We start from the raw sequence: 18,252 nt of genomic DNA, 5'->3' as shown, positions 1-18,252 counted from the left end.
CAACTGTCTGGTACGACCAAAAGTCCGCGGAAGCGTTGGACAGGTATTTTTCCGGTTGCTAAGCATGCGCCGGAACAATCGCTTCGAGGCCAGAGTGACCCAGAAATTCAGGAACGTTTTCGGCGCCGGCAAGCCGGTGATCGCGATGGTGCATTTCGGCGCGCTGCCGGGTTCGCCGCTGTATGACGCCAAGGGTGGCCTTGACGCCCTGATCGACGGCGTAACCAAGGATCTGGATGCCTTGCAGAAGGCCGGCGTCGACGCCGTCATGTTCGGCAACGAGAACGACCGGCCCTACGAGTTCCAGGGGGATACTGCCTCGACGGCCACCATGGCCTATGTGATCGGAAAAATACGCGAAAAGATCACTGTGCCGTTCGGCGTCAACGTGCTGTGGGACCCGATGGCGTCGGTGGCGCTGGCGGCGGCGACGGGCGCGGCCTTCGTGCGCGAGATTTTCACCGGCACCTATGCTTCCGACATGGGGCCGTGGACGCCCGATGCCGGCAAGGCGATGCGCTATCGCGACCGGCTGCACCGCTCCGACCTTGCGCTGCTCTACAACGTCTCGGCGGAGTTCGCATACTCGCTCGACCAGCGTTCGCTGCCGGACCGTGCGCGTTCGGCGGTGTTTTCGAGCATTCCGGACGCGATCCTGGTTTCCGGCCAGATCACCGGCGAGGCGGCTTCCATGAGCGACCTCGAAGCGGTCAAGAAGGTGCTGCCGACCACGCCGGTGCTGGCCAATACCGGCGTCAAGCACGCGACCATCGCCGACGTGCTGAAGATCGCCGATGGCGTCATCGTCGGCTCGTCGCTGAAGGTAGACGGCAATACCTGGAATGCGGTCGATCCGGACCGCGCAGCGGAGTTCATGCGGCTGGCCCGCACGGCAAGGGGCCGTTGATGCCTGCGGCGGCCGGATCGAACGACGAACTGCGCGACCGCCTCCGCACGCTGCTCACGGAGCTGATGCTTATCCCCGGCCTCAGCGGCCATGAAGGCCGCGTGCGGCGATATCTGGCGGCCGAACTGCGAAAACTGGGCATGACCACCCGCACCGACCGGCTCGGCAACCTGATCGCCACGCTGGAGGGCGAGCCCGATGCACCGAGCGTCATGCTGTTCACCCATATGGACCAGCTCGGTTTCGTCGTGCGCAAGATCGAGAACGACGGGTTCATCCGCGTCGAGCGGCTGGGCGGCGTGCCGGAGCGGGCGCTGCCGTCGCAGGCGGTGACGATCTGCGTCGGCGAGGGCAGGGACCGCGCCGGCCTGATCGCCAACAAAAGCCACCACGCCACCACGCCGGACGAGAAATACAAGGTCGTCTCCTACATGGACCTCTACATCGACGCCGGCTTTGCAAGCCGCGCCGAGGCCGAGGCCGCCGGCGTGCTGATCGGCACGCCGATCGTCTACCGGCCACAGGTCATCGAGCTGTCGGAAACGCGCATTGCCGGAACGTCAGTGGATGACCGCGCCGGCTGTGCGGTGATCGTCGAGACCGCACGCGCACTCCTTGACACACAGCGGCGGCCGACCGTGCATTTCGTCTTCTCCGTGCAGGAAGAATTCAACCTGCGCGGCGCACTGACGGCGGCGCAGGTGCTGAAACCCGACATCTGCATCCAGCTCGACCTGCTGCTTGCCACCGATACGCCTGACATGGCCTATCGCGGCAATGTGACGATGGGCGGCGGCCCAGGCATCAGCCTCTATTCCTTTCACGGACGAGGCACGCTGAATGGCACGATCCCGCATCCGGCGCTGGTGTCGCTGTTCGAGAACGCCAGCCGGACGGAAAACATCCCGCTGCAGCGCAGCGCCCATACCGGGGCACTGACCGATTCATCCTACGTCCAACTTGTCGAGGGCGGCGTTGCCTCGATCGATCTCGGTTTTCCCATGCGCTACTCGCACTCCTCTCTGGAGGTGATGGATCTCGGCGACCTCGAGCAACTGACACGCCTGCTGGTGGCGGGGATTTCGGCGATCGACAAGGATTTCAGCCTCGACCGGGACGATTTCGTCGGATGAGTTACACCCTCGGCATCGACATCGGAACCTTCGAATCGAAAGGCGCGATCGTCGACGGATCCGGCAATGTCGTTGCCACGGCGGCCCGGCCGCACAAGATGCTGGTGCCGCAGCCGGGTTGGGCGGAACACCGGCCGAAACAGGACTGGTGGGGCGATTTCTGCTTCATCTCGAAAAAGATGCTTGCCGAGAGCGGCGTCGACCCGAAGGCGATCAAGGCGATCGGGACAAGCGCCATCGGCCCCTGCATGCTGCCGGTGGATGCGGAGGGCGAGGCACTGTCGAACGCCGCATTGTATGGCGTAGACAACCGCGCCGTGGCCGAGATCGAGGAACTGACGGCACAAATCGGCGCGACAAAAATCCTCGACCGCTGCGGCAACGCGCTGACCACGCAATCGGTCGGCCCGAAGATTCTCTGGCTGAAGAAGAACCGCAGGGAACTCTATGACAAGGCGGCGAAAGTCGTCACCTCGACCACCTATCTGGTTCAAAAACTGACCGGCGAATGTGTGGTCGACCACTATTCGGCGGCGAATTTTTCTCCGCTCTATGAGATCGACGTGAAGGGCTGGAGCGCCGCACTCGCGCCAGACATCATCGAACTCGACCGGCTGCCGAAAGTGCTGTGGACCACCGATATCGCCGGGCAGGTGACCCGCAAGGCGGCGCGGGAGACGGGGTTGGCGGCGGGAACGCCGGTGATCGCCGGCACCATCGATGCGGCGGCCGAGGCGCTCAGCGTCGGCGTGACAAAAGCCGGCGACATGATGGTGATGTACGGCTCGACCATCTTCATCATCATGCTGTCATCGAAACGCATCCAGGATGGGCGGCTGTGGTACGCGCCCTGGCTGTTTCCTGGCGAGCACGCCTCGATGTCGGGGCTGGCGACCAGCGGCACGCTGACCCACTGGTTCCGCGACCAGTTCGCCAGGGACCTGCCGTTCGAGGGCGCCTTCCGGACACTGACGCAGGAGGCGGAAAAATCGCCGCCCGGCGCCAACGGCGTGATCATGCTGCCGCATCTGTCGGGCGAGCGCACGCCGATCCACGATTCGCACGCCAAGGGCGTGATCTTCGGGCTGAACTTGACGCACAATCGCGGCGACCTCTACCGCGCGGCGGTGGAAGGCATCGCCTACGGCACCAACCGCATTTTTGAGACCTATCGCGAGATCGGCGAGGCGCCGAAGACGCTGCTGGCGGTTGGCGGCGGCACCAAGAACCCCGTCTGGATCCAGGCGACCTCGGACGTTTCCGGCATGCCGCAGACGGTGCGCGAGCGGTCTTTTGGCGCGAGCTATGGCGACGCCTTTCTGGCCGCGCTGGCAATCGGCGCGGTGAGGAAGGGCGACATCGGCGCTTGGAACCCGACGGCGCGCCGCGTCGCGCCGCGCGGAAAATTCCGCGAGGTCTATGAAAAACAGTATTCGATTTTCAAACGCATCTATGGCCAGACCAGGGACCTGATGGCGGAGTTGTCATGACCACGCTTTTCCAGACCGCGCTGGATGAACTGGGCGCTGTGCTCGGGCGCGTGGACGAGGCGCGCGTCGATGACGTGTGCAAGATGCTGGCGCATGCCAGGCAAATCGGCACGCATGGGCTCGGGCGCGAAGGTCTGCAGATGCGCGGTTTTGCCATGCGCCTGTTCCATCTCGGCATGCCGGTCGGCATCGTCGGCGACATGACCATGCCGCCGCTGGGGCAGGGCGACGTGTTCCTCACATCGTCCGGCCCGGGCGAGACGACGACGATCCTGACGCTGATGAAGGTGGCGAAGGATGCCCGCGCCAGGGTGATCCTGCTCACCGCCGAGCCGCGAGGCAGCGCGGCGAAGCTGGCCGACGTGACGCTGCTCATCCCGGCGCAAACCATGGCCAGCGACCAGGGCGCGGCGAAGACTTCCGCACTGCCGATGGGCTCGGCCTTCGAGGGTGCGCTGTTCGTGCTGTTCGAGGTGATGGTGCTGAAGCTGAAGGCGCTGGTGAACGCATCGCCGGAAGAGATGCGGGCGCGTCACACCAATATGGAGTAGCCTATGCGCTACGAACTGATGCTGCCGCACCAGATCCGGCAGGCGATCGCCGAAAACTGGCCGGTGGCATTGCCGCTCGGCGTGCTCGAATACCATGGCGAGCACATGGCGGTCGGCATGGACACGCTGGCCGTCACCAGGACGCTCGATCTCATCGAAAAGGAGATGCCGATCGCCATCCTGCCGCCTTTCTACTATGGCGCGGCGAGTTATGCGGTGGAGAAACCGGAAGGCAACGGTTCCGTGCAGGTCGGCGGCAAGGCGCTGGCGGCGTTCGGCGAAGACCTATTCTTCTCGCTGCTCAGGATCGGCTTTCGCAACATCCACGCCATCATTCATCACCAGACCGAGAATTTCGCGGCTGGGATGCCGACCGACCTGGCCTTCAAGACGGCCGGGCGACAGGCGATCTTCCGCTTCCTCGAGAAGGAACACGGCGAGGGCTGGTGGGGCGACGAGGCCTCGGCCAATTATTACGCCGACCACGCGGCCGGCGCGAACCCGTTCAACTGGGTGCAAGTGCATTCTCTCATGGGGCCCGAAATGTTCGGGAAATTCCCGTTCGACCACGCCGGCGAGGGCGAGACATCGCTGATGATGGCGCTTTGCCCGGAAGCCGTTGATATGGCAAAGGTCGGTGAGAACAAGGGCTGGTACACGGCGAGCGCTAAGGATGCTACTGCCGAATTGGGCGCCAAAGGCGTGGTGATGATCCTGGATCGATTGCGAAAAATGTTGCGGCGCTGATCTTCTGGCCGCGCAAACTATCCGAGCAATATCACGCTGCCATTGTGCCAGGTCCCGCTTGCGGCGAACCGAATTCGCCGGAAGGCGGGGCTTCCATCGAAGCAGCCAGCGCCGCGGTCCGCTTCAGCGTGCGCACATAGACATCTTCCATCAGCAGATGCGCGAACTCGCCGTTGCGGCCGATGCTGTAGAGCCCTTGCACGCCCGTCGATCGGGAAAACGCCTGTCGATGCGACTCGTATTGCCTGAGGTAGACGGGGTAGGCGACCGGCGTCCTCAATATGCCGCCGGCGCTGAGATACTTGCCACGCAGGCCGGGGAACATCTCGCAGATGCCGTCGAGACAGAGGTCGGCGAGCTTGTCCTCCGGCATCGTCCAATGCGGGTCGCCGACCTCGGCGCCAATGTCGAAGGTGATCTGCGTCTTGCCTTCGGGCGCGAGCCACGGCATCGAGATCGGCGCTTCGGTAAGCCGGAAGAACGGCATCTTGCGGTCCGGCACCCAGACCATTGTGTCGGGCAAAAGGTTGCGGCCGCTAAAACGCAGATTGACGAAGATCATGGGCCGGTAGCGGAAGGCCGCAAGATGGTCGAGCGCGCGCGTGCCCTTCACCAGTTTCGGCAGGATGTGGACGGGCGCGGTGCAGACGGCCGCTGAGACCGCGATCTCCTTGCCATGCACCACCATGGCCACGACCCGCTCGTCGTCGACCACGATGCTTTCGACGGGCGAGCCCAGCCGGATCAGCGGCGCGACGCGCAATGCGGTCGGTTCCAGCAGCCGGGCCACGCCGCCCTCGGGGTAGACGTGATAGACACCGGCGTTTTCCGGCAGTTCGTGCGCATAGCCGTTGCAGACGGCTCGTCCGGTGAGCCGTGACGCCGCCTTCAGGTAAAGCGATTTCAGTCCGCCATGCGCCATCTTGTCGCCAACGGCGGCGGAAAGCTGGTCGGCAGGCGCGCCGGACCACGCCTCGGCGAGCGGGATGGCGACTTCTTCCGCGAGCGCGTCGCCATAGGATTGGCGGAACCAATCGGCTGCGTTGTTTACTTCGCCGCCTCGCAGCCGCGAGGTAATTGCGCTGCGCACAAAACGTGGTGAGCGCATCAGCCCGAACGGGTAGCCATAGGTCCTGCCGCAGAGATGGACGGATTCCCCGTAATATTCGACGGTGCGGCAGATGGCGGCTGCGCCGAGTGCCTGCGCCAGGCGGTTGTTCACGAAATGCGCACCGAAATCGTAGCTGAAACCTTCGGCGTCCTTGAACGAGGACGCCATGCCGCCGATGCTGCCGCCGGCCTCGAAGATGATGACGGGAAAGCCCCTGCGCCGCAGATCGTCTGCCGCCGTCAGTCCGGCGATCCCCGCACCGATGATGGCGATCGGCTTCATGGCGTCTCCCCCAAGGTCACAACCTCGACATCGGGTAGACTATCAGCGGGTGTTTAAGTAACCCTCTATGAGGACATTCGAATTCGACCGGGCACAAGTATTGTCGCCGTTAGAGGCGAGTCATCGCAATGTTGTATTATGAAGATTGCATATTTTGTATGAGAATTGCCGGAATTTTACCGAAAGATGGGGGGTCGAAGTTTCCCGCCCCCAGATATCCTCACTGGTGACGGCGGATCGCCTAATGCCACTCGGCATAGAGCATCTGCGCCGAGACTATCGTCGTCGCGCTCTGCCGGCCTTCACGCGAAATGCTGGCTATGTCGACCGAGACGACGGACATGCTGGCCGGCTCCATCCCCGGGAACGTCTCCGACACCGAGGCGCCGTCAGCCCACTTGAAACTGATGGTGAACTCGCCGGGCGGAAATTTCGCCCGGTTGGCGCGAATGGCATTCGACAGCGGCTCCCATGTACTACCGTCGATTACCCCCGGTTCGCGCCGGATCATTTGCTGGGCGAAATCGAGTTCGTCCGTGACCGATTCCAACGCCTTGCCGAGTCCGGAAGATATGCCGTTGCTATCGAATATGCCTGCCGTGCTGGAAGAAGCGCCCGCTTCGACGCCGAGAATCTGCAATGCCGCCGCATAGCGGTTGGTGCCGGCTGCTGCTGCTCTTGCGCTGAAAGCCGTGGCGCCTGATGTTGAGCTGTTGACCATCATTGGCGAAGACGAGGTGTTGCAACCGGCCAATGATCCCAGACAATGGTTAACGAACGGCAAGGTGCCGCCCTGGCGCTATTTCACCGCTCCCGCCGTCATGCCCTTGATGAGATAACGTTCCAGGAACACGCCGATGATCGCTAGCGGGGCGATCGCGGCGGTGGACAGCGCGGCCATCGACCACCAGTTTATTCCCTGCGAGCCGGTCTGGCTGGCGACCATGACGGGGATGGTGTTGGCGTTGGTGGAGGTGAGCAGGGCGGCGAAGAAATATTCGTTCCAGCACAGCACCATCGACAGGATGAAGGCGGCGACCATGCCGGGCAAAGCGATGGGCAGCACGATCTGGAAGAACGCACCCCACACCGAAAGCCCGTCGACGAGGGCCGCCTCCTCCAGTTCGATCGGGATCGAATTGAACTGGTCGCGCATGATCCAGATGACGATCGGCAGCACCATCAGCGTGTAGAGCAGGATCAGGCCGATGCGCGTGTCGAGCAGGTTGAGCCCCTTGTAGAGCGCAAGGAAGGGCAGGGCGAGCACGACGGGCGGCAGGATCAGCTGCGACAGGAAGAAGAAGGAAATGTCCTCGTTCTTCATCCACAGGAACTTGTAGCGGAAGCGGGTCAGCCCGTATGCGCAGAGGCTGCCGATGACGATCGCCAGCGCCGAGGCGCCGATCGAGGTGACCAGCGAATTGAAGAAACGCTTCATGAACTCGTCGCGCACGGTGGATGTCGCGCCGATCGTATCCGGCGACAGGCCGAGCGACCGCCAGCCGCGCCAATCCGGCATGAAGTCGACCCATGGGATCAAGCGTCCCTGGGTGACGTCCGGCGCCGTCTTGAACGAGGTCGTGATGGTCCAGTAGATCGGAAAAAGGCAGATGAACGCCCAGAAGATCAGCGCGCCGTAGATGAAGACGCGGCTGGTGAAGAAGGCGGCCGGCGAGCGGACTTCTGAAGGGGCGTGTTCGATGGCTTCGGCGGTCATCGCGGCCTCAAGTGACGTTGCGCACGAAGCGGTTCGCGAGCTTCAGCAGCAGCGTCACGAACACGATGATGATGACGAGATAGACCATGGCGAGCATGGTGCCGTAGCCGACGTTCGAGCGATCCCGGTACTCGCGGAAGATGAAGCTGGTGACCGTGTCGGTCGCCCCGCCAGGCCCGCCGGACGTCACGGTGATGACGATGTCGGCGAGCTTCAGCTTGAAGATGATGCGCAGGATGAGCGCCGTCACCGACACCGGCAGCATCAGCGGAAAGGTGACGCCCCAGAACGTCTGCCAGGCGGTGGCGCCGTCGACCTTGGCGGCTTCGAGCACGTCGCGCGGCATCGCCTGCAGGCCGGCGAGCAGCATGATCATCAGGAAGGGGATGAAGGTCCAGGCGTCCAGCAGCATGATCGAGATCTTCGCCGTCCACGGACTGGCGAAGAAGGCCGGGTTTTCCCAGCCGAGTTTTCTGGCCAGCGTGGCGGCCGGGCCGAAACGGTATTCCATCAGCGACTTGCCGATCATCCACGACACCGCAACCGGCGACAGCATCAGCGGCAGCAGGAAGACGACACGGAAGAATTTGCGGGCGCGGATCTGGGCGTTGAGCAACAGCGCCAGGCCGAAGGCGATGACGTATTCGACGAACACGGCCAGCACGTAGAAGACCATGTTGAGCAGCGCGTTGCTGTAGAACGGGTCGCGCAGCATCTGCCAGAAATTGTCGAGTCCGTTGAATTTCGGCGTGCCGCTGAGGTTCCAGTCGAGCGTGGCGATGTAGAAGCCGAACAGCGTTGGGAATACCACCATGGCCACGGTGAACAGCACGGCGGGCAGCAGGAAGAGCGCGCGATGGCCTTGCTCGCCGCGCGTCAGCACCTGGCCGGCGCCGAGTGCAACGCCCCACAGGATGTAGGCGTAAAGCAGCGGCCGCCAGGTCGAGAAACCAAAGCCGATGGTGCCGGCTGCGTAGAGGATCTGGATGAGCGCGACGAGGGCAAGCCCGGCCGTGGCGAGGGCCATGATGGCACGACCCAGCCGCCTGCGGCCAGGCGCGATGGTGTCGAGCGCGGCGCCGAGCGAACTGTTCTGGGCAATGGCCGTGGCTTGTTCGGACACGCGGTCGTTCCAGGGGGCGGATAAGAGGAAGCCTATCCCGGCTTGCCGGTCAAAAAAAGCCCGGCGGCAGTGCCGCCGGGACGATATTCAGGCCTTTCGGCCAGGTTACATGCCGAGCGAAGCCTTGTAGAGCTTGATCTGGCTCTCGCGGCCGATCTGGTCGGTGATCTTCTCCCAAGCTGCCGCGATGGCGTCGGCGGTCGCCTGAGCGGATGGATACTGGCCGTTGACGCCCTTCACCAACTCGTCCTCGGCAATCGAGTAGTACTGGAAGATGCCGGGGATGCGCGGCTCGATGGCCGCGTTCGGATGATTGTAGCTGTCGAGGTTCGAGCCGAGATAGTCCTCGACGAAGGCGCGGTCGTAGCCCGCGGCTTCCCACTCCTCGTACTTGAAGTGCGAGTTGCGGTAGGGCTGGAAGCCCGACGGATAGGCCGAAGTCCACAGCGAGATGTCCTTGCCGCCCAGATGCGCGGCGGCAGACCACGCTGCCTTGCGCTTCTTCTCGTCGGCGGAGACGCGGCTGGTCACGTAGATGCCCCATCCGAGATAGGCCATGTTCGGAGCGAAATTCTCCTTCTCCTCCCAGGCGCTCGTCTTGGCATTGTAGACGCGCTTTGCGCCAGGATTGATCGAGAATCCGACCACGTCGCCCACCACGGAAGTATCGGAGGTGCGTGCGTTGGAGCCGACGTCGCCCCACCAGCAGAGGGCCGTGCCGGTGCCGCCGAGGAACTGCGAGAACGCGGTGGCGTTCGGGTCGGCGTTGAGCTGATCCGGCGGATAGGCGTTGGCCTTGACCAGGTCGAGCACATCCTGGATCGCCTGCACCCAGGCCGGGTTGTTGATGCGCGGCTTCATGGTGTCCGGGTCGAACAGCCAGGCCCGGTCGTCGGGGTGCTTGGCATAGGCGGAGGCGCGGTCGCCGAGGAAGTAGAAGCCGAAGCCGCCCCACTGGTACTTCAGCGGATCGAGGAAGCCATACGCCGGTGCGCCGGTGAGCGGATCCGTCTTGCCCTGCAGAGCGGCCGCCAATGCCGGAAAATCTTCCCAGTGCCGGGGCACCTCCGCCATACCGCTGAGCGAGCCGTCGCCGAAATAGTCCTTGCGGTACGCAAAGGTGTGGCAGTCGCCGTCGATGGTGATGCGATAGGTCTTGCCGTCCCAGGTGCCGACCGGGGCCTTGAGGTAGTTCACGAGGTCGTCGGCCTCGATCTGCGTCGCGACCCATTCGGGCATCTCGTCGAGCAGGCCCTTGCCGGCTGTGTCGCCCTCGAACGGCGCGCCCATCTCGATGATGTCGAAGTCGACGGTGCCGGTGGCGATCGACTGCTGCAGGCGGGCATTGTAGTCGGCCTGGGCGAGGTCGATCCAGTTGATCTTGGCGCCGGTATAGGCTTCCCACGGCTTCAGGAAGCCGCGAAACAGGAAGTTGTGCAGGTTTTGGTTGTTCAGCCCCATGAAGGTAAGCTCGACACCGGCGAACTCGCCTTCCCCAACGTTGGCCTTGGTGGCTCCGAGGCAGAGCTCGCCGACCTTCTGCCAGTCGGCATCGGTGGGCGAGCCTTTGCCGACGCCCGGTATCTTCAGGATTTCGGCGCGCAATGCGTCGTCCGCCAGAGCCTCGCCCGTCAGCGCGCCAAGGCCCGCCGAAGAGGCGGCGGCGACAGCCGCCATGCTGGCTGCGCCCTTCAGCACGTCGCGGCGTGTCGCGCCCATGCGAAGCATTTGGTTGTAGAGACTAACCTTCATGTCATTTCCTCCCGGACATGTGCTGTAAAACTGGTTTCGGCCTGCCGGCCGCTTGCGTGTCGCTTGGTCGTTCCCCCGATCCGAAAGAAGCAAGCGAGCCGCGGCCCACCCGTTCATCGGCGCATAGTTGTTTCATGCGTGCAAGACGCTCGCCACTATTCTCGGAAGTCGCTGTGCTGTCAACGGACTGGCGGACGTCTGGTCCGGCCAGTTGAAACGACGCAAAACATTGCCACCGCGAACGCCCCATCGACAGAACCGAAACGTGGTATTAAAAGGTAATACCTTGAGGCGTGGAGGCATTCCGATGGCTGCTTCGGTCAAGATCGATGATGAACTGAAGACGCGCGTGCAGCAAGTTGCCAGCCAGAAGCAGCGCTCGGCTCATTGGGTCATGCGTGAGGCGATCCGGCAATATGTCGAGCGCGAAGAAACGCGCGAGAGTTTCAAACAGGAGGCTTTGGCGTCTTGGGCGGAATATAAGGAAACGGGACGGCATCTGACCGGCGAGGAGGTTAGTCGGTGGCTTCGGACTTGGGGCACGGAACACGAGACTCCGGTGCCTGAGTGCCACGAATAGTCATAACCGAAGGGGCGACTCGAGGATTGGAGCGATGTCGACGTTTCCTGGCATCCAAGAACCCCCACGCGGCCGGTCGCGCCGCCGAAGTGATCGAGCGGCGTTTCCACGTGTTGCGGACGATGCCTGACATTGGCCGACCTTATCCCGAAAATCCCGAGTTGCGCGAACTCCTAATAAGCTTCGGCGATTCCGGCTATGTCGCCCTCTATGCTCACGAACGGGCGGATGATGCCGTCTATGTGCTGGCCTTCCGGCATCAAAAGGAGGCGGACTATTGAAGCCAAGACCTGGAAGGCAAGCTCTCTGCCTGAGCGAGCAATGCCCGGCCGACCCTAGCAATCGTTTCGCCATGGACTTGCCGCCGCCCGTTGGTTAGCTTCGCCGCGAAAATAGCGAGCTATACGCGGGGAAGCGATGGCGCAGGTAGCGATTGGCAACGTTTCGAAGGCCTTCGGCGCGGTCAAGGTGCTGCATGAGGTCAGCGTCGATATCGCCGATGGGTCATTCGTGGTGCTGGTCGGGCCTTCCGGTTGCGGAAAATCGACCCTGCTGCGTATGGTGGCCGGGCTGGAAAGCGTCAGCGGCGGCAGCATCGCCATCGGCGACCGCGAGGTGACCAACCTGCCGCCGGCCAAGCGCGACATCGCCATGGTGTTCCAGAACTACGCGCTTTATCCGCACAAGACCGTGGCGCAGAACATGGCCTTCGCCCTGAAACTGCGCAAGACCAGCCCCGCGGTGATCGCGGAACGGGTGAACAAAGCCGCGGAAATCCTTGATCTCACTCCTTATCTCCAGCGCTACCCCCGCCAGCTTTCCGGAGGCCAGCGGCAGCGCGTCGCCATGGGGCGCGCCATCGTGCGCGATCCGCAGGTTTTCCTGTTCGACGAGCCGCTGTCCAATCTCGACGCGAAACTGCGCGTGCAGATGCGCACCGAGATCAAGGAACTGCACCAGCGGCTGAAGACCACGACCATCTACGTCACCCATGATCAGGTCGAGGCCATGACCATGGCCGACACGATCGTCGTCATGCAGGCCGGCCGCATCGAGCAGATGGGCTCGCCGCTCGAACTCTTCGACCGGCCCGCCAACGTCTTCGTCGCGGGTTTCATCGGCTCGCCGTCCATGAACATCCTGAAAGGCAGGATGTCCGGCGGCGCGGTGGAGGTCGAGGGTATAAAGTTGCCTGTTCCGGCCAGCGTGCAAGTGTCCGAGGGCCGCGACGTGCTCTACGGCGTCAGGCCGGAGCACCTCGAACTCGCCGCGGACGGATTCCCGGCCGCCATCAAGGTGGTCGAGCCCACCGGTTCGGAGACGATGGTGTTCCTGCGCTTCGGCGCGGGCGAACTTGTGGCGCTGTTCCGTGAACGGCACAATTTCAAGCCGGGAGACACGCTGACCCTGCGTCCGCGCGCCGAGGCCGTGCATCTGTTCGATCCGGCGACCGGCAAGCGTCTTTAACCATCAGTCCGGTCCGCAAAAAGCGCACGCCGCCGTGACGAATTCGGGAGGAATCTGAATGCTCAAGGGAATAAACCCGCTGCTCAACGCCGATGTGCTCCAGGCCTTGAGGGCGATGGGCCATGGCGACGATTTGATCATCGCCGACACCAATTTTCCATCGGACTCGGTCGCCCGGCAGACGCGGCTCGGCAGGCTGCTGCGCATCGATGCCAGCGCGGCAGAGGTGGCGAAGGCGGTGCTGTCGGTCTATCCTCTGGACACGTTCGTCGACGACGCGGCGGCGCGCATGGAGGTCGTTGGCAAGCCGGACGAGGTGCCGGTCGTCCAGCAGGAAGTGCAGAAGGTCATCGATGCCGCCGAAGGAAAATCCTGGCCGATGATCTCAGTCGAGCGCTACGCCTTCTACGAGCGCGCGAAACAGGCCTATTGCGTGATCCAGACCGGCGAGCGCCGTTTCTACGGCTGTTTTGCTTTCCGCAAGGGCGTCGTCCCGCCGGATGCGGTGTGACGCCATGACAGGTGGCAAGCCGATCGTCATCCTCGGCGTCTTTGTCGCCGACACGGCCTATCGCGCCGCCCGCCAGCCGCGTATGGGCGAGACGATCCTCGGCAACGATTTCAAACTTGGCCCCGGCGGAAAAGGCTCGAACCAGGCCGTGGCGGCCGGGCGGTTGGGCGGTGACGTGACCTTCATCACACGGCTCGGCCGCGATCCGTTCGCCGACATGGCGATGGCGACCTGGAAAGAGGCGGGCGTGAAACCCGCTGTCATCGAGACGCCGGAAAGCTACACCGGCGCGGCCTACATCTTCATCGAGGAAGGAACGGGCAACAACGCCATCATCGTTTCGCCAGGTGCGGCGATGCTGATCTCGCCCGCCGACATCGACCGGAACGCCGATCTCATCCGGTCGGCGGGCGTGTTCGTCACGCAACTCGAACAGCCGATCGACGCGGCGATCCACGCGCTTGAGATCGCCAAGGGCGCGGGAGTGACGACCATCCTCAATCCGGCGCCGGCGGCAAGCCTGCCCGACACGATCTTTGCGCTTTGTGACTATGTCACGCCCAACGAGACCGAAACCGAGGAACTGACCGGCATCAAGGTCGAGACCGTCGACGATGCACGGCGGGCGGCAGCGGTCTTTCTGGAAAAAGGCGCTGGTGCTGCTCTGATCACGCTTGGCGAAAGGGGAGCCCTGCTTCACGACGGCAAGGTTTCTGAACTTGTCCCGGCCGTCTCAGCCGGACCCGTCGTCGAGACGACCGGGGCAGGGGACGCTTTCAACGGCGGCTTCGCTGTTGGGCTGTCGCGCGGACTCGATCCGGTCAACGCGGTGCGATTCGCTTGCGCCGTCGCGGGGATTTCGGTGACGCGGCCGGGTACTGCGCCGTCGATGCCGACGCTGGCCGAAGTCGAAAAGCTTCTGGCGCGCTGACCCGCGTGTCAACGACCGTTAGGCGGTGCTCGTCGCGCCGCGGCGATCTTGCGGTCGAACCAGGGGCGCAGGAACGGCATGGCCACAGAGCCGAACATGCCGAGCATTTTCATCTGCATGCCCGGATAGATGGCAAACTGGCCGCGATCGAGCCCCGCCAGCGCCACCCGCGCCACCGCCGGCGCCGGCCACAGGCCGCCGGCCCCGATGGCGGCCTGTGCCTCGTGCGGACGCAGCGGACGCTCGGCGGCAAGCTGCGGCGTCTCGGTGTCGGGCGGAAAGCAGATGGAGACGGTGATACCGTGGGGCCGGGCTTCGGCGCGCAGCGCCTCGGCAAAGCCGGCGACGGCGTATTTCGAGGCGCAATAAGCGGTGTAGCCAAAGATGCCGATCAGCCCGGCGCCGGAGCCGAGCATCAGGATTTTTCCGCGTCGCCGCGCCTGCATGCCGGCATAGACGCCCCGCACAGCGTTGACCGTGCCGAACAGGTTGGTGCGGATTTGGCCCTCGAAGGCGTCCGGCGGCGCGTCCTCGAAACGGCCGGGAATGACGATGCCGGCGGAGGTGATCAGGATGTCGCAAGGGCCGAGCGCGCCTTCGCAACCGGCGATCGCCCCGGCGGCCGCGGCGGCATCGCCGACATCGGCCGTCTCCGCGTGAAAACGGCGGCCATTCTTCCCGAAAGCGGCCTCCAGCGTGCCTCGCATTTCTTGCAGGGCAGGCGCGGTTCGCGCGATCAGCGAGACGTCGTCGCCGCGCGCCGCGCAGGCTTGTGCCAGCGCCGCCCCGATGCCGCTCGACCCGCCGGTTATGATGACATGCGCCATGATCCGTTCGTGGTTAGCATGGTGCTTGCGCCGCAACAATTCGGGGCGCATCAGTCGTAGCCGAAGTTGAACGGCGCTCCCTTGATTTGCTGCCGAAAAATTGCGAACACCGCGCGCCGGCGGCAATACCGGAGGGGGTTCGACCGTTCAGACAGTAGCAGGTTCCGATCGCAAGAATCGGAACCGTGACGGGGAATGGCTTGAGTTTGGCACCTTTCGGGCACCCTCTGGCGCTGGTGGCTGCGATGTTCGCCGCCGCTTTCGCCGTAACGCTCGTCGTCGACCGCTTCGCCATGCCGGCGAATGTGCGCAAGGCAAACCGTCCGCTCGCTCGCTCGAATCGGCTTGCCGATATCCTCACGCGGGCGACGGTCGTGGCGGTGATCTTCGCCTTCTTCTTCGCCATCTCGTGGCGGCCGCTCTACGCGGCGGCGGGCACCGTCAGCACCTTCGCCATCTTCACGCTGATCTCGCGCGCCAAATACGAGTTCATCCGCGAGCCGCTGGTGTTCTCCGACATCGCGTTGGTGATGCTGGTCTTCCGGCACAAGGAGATGTTCTACGCGAGCTGGCTGAACGTCGTCTTCTGGGTCGTGGCGCTGGGTTATGTGTTCGGTGCCTCGGCGCTGTTCATGATCTTCGAGCCGTCGGTTCTTCCGCCGTCCGGCCGCCCTTGGCTGGTCGCGCTGATGGTGCTGGCGGCAGCGACGCCGTGGCTGCTGCCGCTGCAGCGGCATGTCCGGCAAGCCCTGGCGGAAATCGCAGCGTCGGTCGTCGGAAAGGACGACATCAAGGTGCTGACGGTGCGGCTGGGAACCTTTGCCTCGGTCGTCTGCTCCTTCCTCGCCTGGCTTGGCCGCCGGCCGCAACGTGCGACCTTGCCCGCGGCGGTCATCGGCGGCGACCGCGAGAACCTGTCGACCACGGCGGACGGCAAGCCGCTGGTCGTCGTCTGGCAGTCCGAATCCTTCATGGACATGCGCCATTTCGGCATCGGGTCGCTGTCGCTGCCCAATCTCGACCGGCTGCGGCTGCGCTCCGCCGAATGGGGGCGCATGTCGAGCATCTTCGAGGGCGGCTACACGCTTCGCACCGAGTTCTCGGTGATATCAGGCCTGCCGCCCGCCGATCTCGGGCCCGACGCCGCCCATCCCTATCTGCGCGTGGCGCCTTATGCGGATGTGTCCTGGCCCAATCGTTTTCGCAGGGCGGGATGGTCGACGCACTTCATCCATCCTTATGATCGCCACTTCTTCTCGCGGGACCGGGCCTTGCCTCTGCTCGGATTTGATGCGCTCACCATGCTCGACGCCTTCGACCACGATCTGGAGCATGAAGGACCCTACGTCTCCGACCTCGCGCTGTCGAAGCGGGTGCTCGACTGCTGCCGGGACGATGGCGGACGAACGGGCCAGTTCCTGTTCGCGGCGTCGATGGAAAATCACGGTCCCTGGCGTCCGGGTCGCCATGGCGGCAGCATCGATCCGCTTGAGATCTATCTCGGCATCCTCGAACGTTCCGATACCGCCCTCGGCCATCTCGCAGACGAACTCGACCGCATGGACCGGCCGGTCTGGCTGGCCTTCTACGGCGATCACGCGCCGATCCTGAAATCCTTCGCCGACCCGTTCTCCGATCCGCGGACGGAATATCTCATCGTCCCGATGGGGCGGGCCGCCACAGGCACCCGGCCCGCCGCCGTGCCTGCCGAGAAGGCTCCGTGGCGCATCATCGCAGATCTGGTGCGGCACGCGGGCTTGGACGGCTGGTTTGGCGCGACCGCGTCCGGCGCCGGGGCGGCGCGGTGACGGCGGAAATGCCGGGCGAGGCCGCTTCGCCGCCGCAGACGTTCCTGTTCCTGCAAGGACCGTCCTCGCCTCTGTTCGCGCGGATCGCCGACAATCTGCAGCGGCTCGGCCACCGCTGCATCCGCGTCAATCTCTGCGCGGGCGACTGGGTGTTCTGGCGGCGCCCGGGCGCGGTCAACTATCGCGGCCATCTCGACCATTGGCCGGCCTTCGTCGCAGCCCTGATGGACCGCGAGCGGGTGACCGGCATCGTGCTGCTCGGCGAGGAGCGTCCGCATCATCTCGTCGCGATCTCGGCCGCGAAGGCGCGGGGCATTCCGGTCTATGCCGTCGAGATGGGCTACCTCCGGCCGGACTGGATCCGGATCGAGAAGGGCGGCAGCGGCCACCATTCGCATTTTCCCGCCGATCCGGCGGCGATCCTGCGCGCCGCGGCCGATCTTCCCGAACCGGACCTGCGCGCACACTACAGCCAGACATTCGTGTCGGACGCCCTCTACGATCTGATGTTCAACCTGCCGAACGTCTTTGCCTGGTTCTTTTTCCCGCACTACCGCTGGCATGCGATCTTCCACCCGCTGGCCGAATACTACGGATGGATCGGCCGGCTGCTCGGCGGTAAGCGGCGCGCCCGGGAGGCCGAAGAAACGATCGCCAGGGTCGTGGACGGCGCCGATCCCTTTTTCGTGATGCCGCTGCAACTGGAGACGGACTACCAGATCCGCAGCTATTCGGTCTTCCGCAGCCAGCGCACCGCGATCAAGGTGGTCATCAGTTCCTTCGCCGAACATGCCAGCCCGAACGCCCGCCTGTTGATCAAGGTCCACCCGCTCGACAACGGGCTCATCGTCTGGCCCGAGGAAATCGACAGCCACGCGAAGCGCCACGGCGTCGCCGACCGTGTCCACTTCATCGACGGCGGCAACCTCAACCGCATTGTCGCTGCCTCGGCTGGCGTCGTGACGATCAATTCCACCGCCGCCATGGTCGGGCTGCAGCGCGGCGTTCCGGTGAAGACGCTGGGGCTTGCGATCTATGACATTCCCGGCATGACCGACGACCAGCCGCTCGACAGCTTCTGGCTCGAGCCGAAAGCGCCGGACCTGAAACTGGTCGAGGCCTTCGTGCGCCTCGTCGCGGCGACCTTGCATGTGCGCGGCAATTTCTATTCAGAGGCCGGCGTCGAGGCCGCGGCGGCGGGGATCGCCGAACGCCTGCACCGGAATACGGTCAACGAACCGGGCGGCTTCGTCGACAAGCCGCCGCGCACCCGTCCAGACAAGGATCATTTCTGAGGGATGGCGGACCGCCGGAG

The 18,252-nt window shown here is 64.2% G+C and carries 18 protein-coding genes; 12 read left to right on the top strand and 6 right to left on the bottom strand.

What is annotated here, in order from left to right:
* Window positions 1–145 precede the first annotated feature (145 nt).
* From ACSBOB_RS21450 to ACSBOB_RS21430, 5 genes are read left to right on the top strand one after another with little or no spacing between them, the layout of a single operon-like run.
* Window positions 146–907 carry a BtpA/SgcQ family protein gene (locus tag ACSBOB_RS21450; protein ID WP_442583791.1) on the top strand — a complete coding sequence of 254 codons (762 nt, stop codon included), beginning with the start codon at window positions 146–148 and terminating at the stop codon, window positions 905–907.
* Window positions 907–2,040, top strand: a complete 1,134-nt coding sequence (locus ACSBOB_RS21445; protein ID WP_442578102.1) for a M42 family metallopeptidase — start codon at window positions 907–909, stop codon at window positions 2,038–2,040. Before ACSBOB_RS21450 ends, ACSBOB_RS21445 begins: the two co-directional genes overlap by 1 nt.
* Window positions 2,037–3,530, top strand: a complete 1,494-nt coding sequence (locus ACSBOB_RS21440) for an FGGY-family carbohydrate kinase (protein WP_442578101.1) — start codon at window positions 2,037–2,039, stop codon at window positions 3,528–3,530. The genes ACSBOB_RS21445 and ACSBOB_RS21440 overlap by 4 nt, the downstream gene beginning before the upstream one ends.
* Window positions 3,527–4,081, top strand: a complete 555-nt coding sequence (locus tag ACSBOB_RS21435) for an SIS domain-containing protein (protein ID WP_442578100.1) — start codon at window positions 3,527–3,529, stop codon at window positions 4,079–4,081. The genes ACSBOB_RS21440 and ACSBOB_RS21435 overlap by 4 nt, the downstream gene beginning before the upstream one ends.
* A gap of 3 nt (window positions 4,082–4,084) precedes the next feature.
* Window positions 4,085–4,828, top strand: coding sequence for a creatininase family protein (locus ACSBOB_RS21430; RefSeq protein ID WP_442578099.1), 744 nt, complete (start codon window positions 4,085–4,087; stop codon window positions 4,826–4,828).
* 31 nt (window positions 4,829–4,859) lie between these two features.
* Here ACSBOB_RS21430 and ACSBOB_RS21425 read toward each other — a convergent pair whose 3' ends face one another.
* From ACSBOB_RS21425 to ACSBOB_RS21405, 5 genes are all read right to left on the bottom strand, one after another.
* Window positions 4,860–6,221 (bottom strand): protoporphyrinogen/coproporphyrinogen oxidase, encoded by a 1,362-nt coding sequence (locus ACSBOB_RS21425; RefSeq protein WP_442578098.1) that lies wholly within the window; start codon window positions 6,219–6,221, stop codon window positions 4,860–4,862.
* 241 nt (window positions 6,222–6,462) lie between these two features.
* Window positions 6,463–7,005 (bottom strand): hypothetical protein, encoded by a 543-nt coding sequence (locus ACSBOB_RS21420; protein ID WP_442578097.1) that lies wholly within the window; start codon window positions 7,003–7,005, stop codon window positions 6,463–6,465.
* 15 nt (window positions 7,006–7,020) lie between these two features.
* Window positions 7,021–7,938 (bottom strand): carbohydrate ABC transporter permease, encoded by a 918-nt coding sequence (locus ACSBOB_RS21415; RefSeq protein ID WP_442578096.1) that lies wholly within the window; start codon window positions 7,936–7,938, stop codon window positions 7,021–7,023.
* A gap of 7 nt (window positions 7,939–7,945) precedes the next feature.
* A complete protein-coding gene (locus ACSBOB_RS21410; RefSeq protein WP_442583790.1) occupies window positions 7,946–8,965 on the bottom strand; it encodes a carbohydrate ABC transporter permease in 1,020 nt (339 codons plus the stop codon).
* 201 nt (window positions 8,966–9,166) lie between these two features.
* Window positions 9,167–10,813 carry an ABC transporter substrate-binding protein gene (locus ACSBOB_RS21405; RefSeq protein ID WP_442578095.1) on the bottom strand — a complete coding sequence of 549 codons (1,647 nt, stop codon included), beginning with the start codon at window positions 10,811–10,813 and terminating at the stop codon, window positions 9,167–9,169.
* A gap of 307 nt (window positions 10,814–11,120) precedes the next feature.
* On the opposite strand from ACSBOB_RS21405, the gene ACSBOB_RS21400 reads away from it, so the two are divergent.
* The 5 genes from ACSBOB_RS21400 to rbsK all read left to right on the top strand — a co-directional run bounded on the left by ACSBOB_RS21400 (window position 11,121) and on the right by rbsK (window position 14,302).
* The gene (locus ACSBOB_RS21400; RefSeq protein ID WP_442578094.1) at window positions 11,121–11,393 is read left to right on the top strand and encodes a CopG family ribbon-helix-helix protein; all 273 of its coding nucleotides are present in this window, start codon (window positions 11,121–11,123) and stop codon (window positions 11,391–11,393) included.
* Window positions 11,381–11,674, top strand: coding sequence for a type II toxin-antitoxin system RelE/ParE family toxin (locus tag ACSBOB_RS21395; RefSeq protein WP_442578093.1), 294 nt, complete (start codon window positions 11,381–11,383; stop codon window positions 11,672–11,674). The genes ACSBOB_RS21400 and ACSBOB_RS21395 overlap by 13 nt, the downstream gene beginning before the upstream one ends.
* Window positions 11,675–11,810: 136 nt before the next feature.
* Entirely contained in the window at window positions 11,811–12,860 is a 1,050-nt protein-coding gene (locus tag ACSBOB_RS21390; protein ID WP_442578092.1) for an ABC transporter ATP-binding protein, read from the top strand.
* Between the two features lie 58 nt (window positions 12,861–12,918).
* Window positions 12,919–13,371, top strand: a complete 453-nt coding sequence (locus ACSBOB_RS21385) for an RbsD/FucU family protein (protein WP_442578091.1) — start codon at window positions 12,919–12,921, stop codon at window positions 13,369–13,371.
* A gap of 4 nt (window positions 13,372–13,375) precedes the next feature.
* Window positions 13,376–14,302 (top strand): ribokinase, encoded by a 927-nt coding sequence (gene rbsK, locus ACSBOB_RS21380; RefSeq protein WP_442578090.1) that lies wholly within the window; start codon window positions 13,376–13,378, stop codon window positions 14,300–14,302.
* Window positions 14,303–14,310: 8 nt separating this feature from the next.
* Here the strand turns inward: rbsK and ACSBOB_RS21375 are convergent, their stop codons facing one another.
* Window positions 14,311–15,129 carry an SDR family NAD(P)-dependent oxidoreductase gene (locus tag ACSBOB_RS21375; protein ID WP_442578089.1) on the bottom strand — a complete coding sequence of 273 codons (819 nt, stop codon included), beginning with the start codon at window positions 15,127–15,129 and terminating at the stop codon, window positions 14,311–14,313.
* A gap of 176 nt (window positions 15,130–15,305) precedes the next feature.
* Between ACSBOB_RS21375 and ACSBOB_RS21370 the strand changes: the two genes are divergently transcribed.
* The gene (locus tag ACSBOB_RS21370) at window positions 15,306–16,937 is read left to right on the top strand and encodes an LTA synthase family protein (RefSeq protein ID WP_442583789.1); all 1,632 of its coding nucleotides are present in this window, start codon (window positions 15,306–15,308) and stop codon (window positions 16,935–16,937) included.
* Window positions 16,934–18,232: a capsule biosynthesis protein gene (locus tag ACSBOB_RS21365; RefSeq protein ID WP_442578088.1), complete on the top strand. Its 1,299-nt coding sequence runs from the start codon at window positions 16,934–16,936 to the stop codon at window positions 18,230–18,232. The genes ACSBOB_RS21370 and ACSBOB_RS21365 overlap by 4 nt, the downstream gene beginning before the upstream one ends.
* Window positions 18,233–18,252: the final 20 nt, after the last annotated feature.

It is taken from the genome of Mesorhizobium sp. KACC 23794 (assembly GCF_052180275.1).
In the GTDB taxonomy this organism is placed as follows: Bacteria; Pseudomonadota; Alphaproteobacteria; order Rhizobiales; family Rhizobiaceae; genus Kumtagia.
The sequence above is the reverse complement of the archived record's forward strand: the minus strand, read 5'-3'. Positions and strand labels throughout refer to the sequence as shown.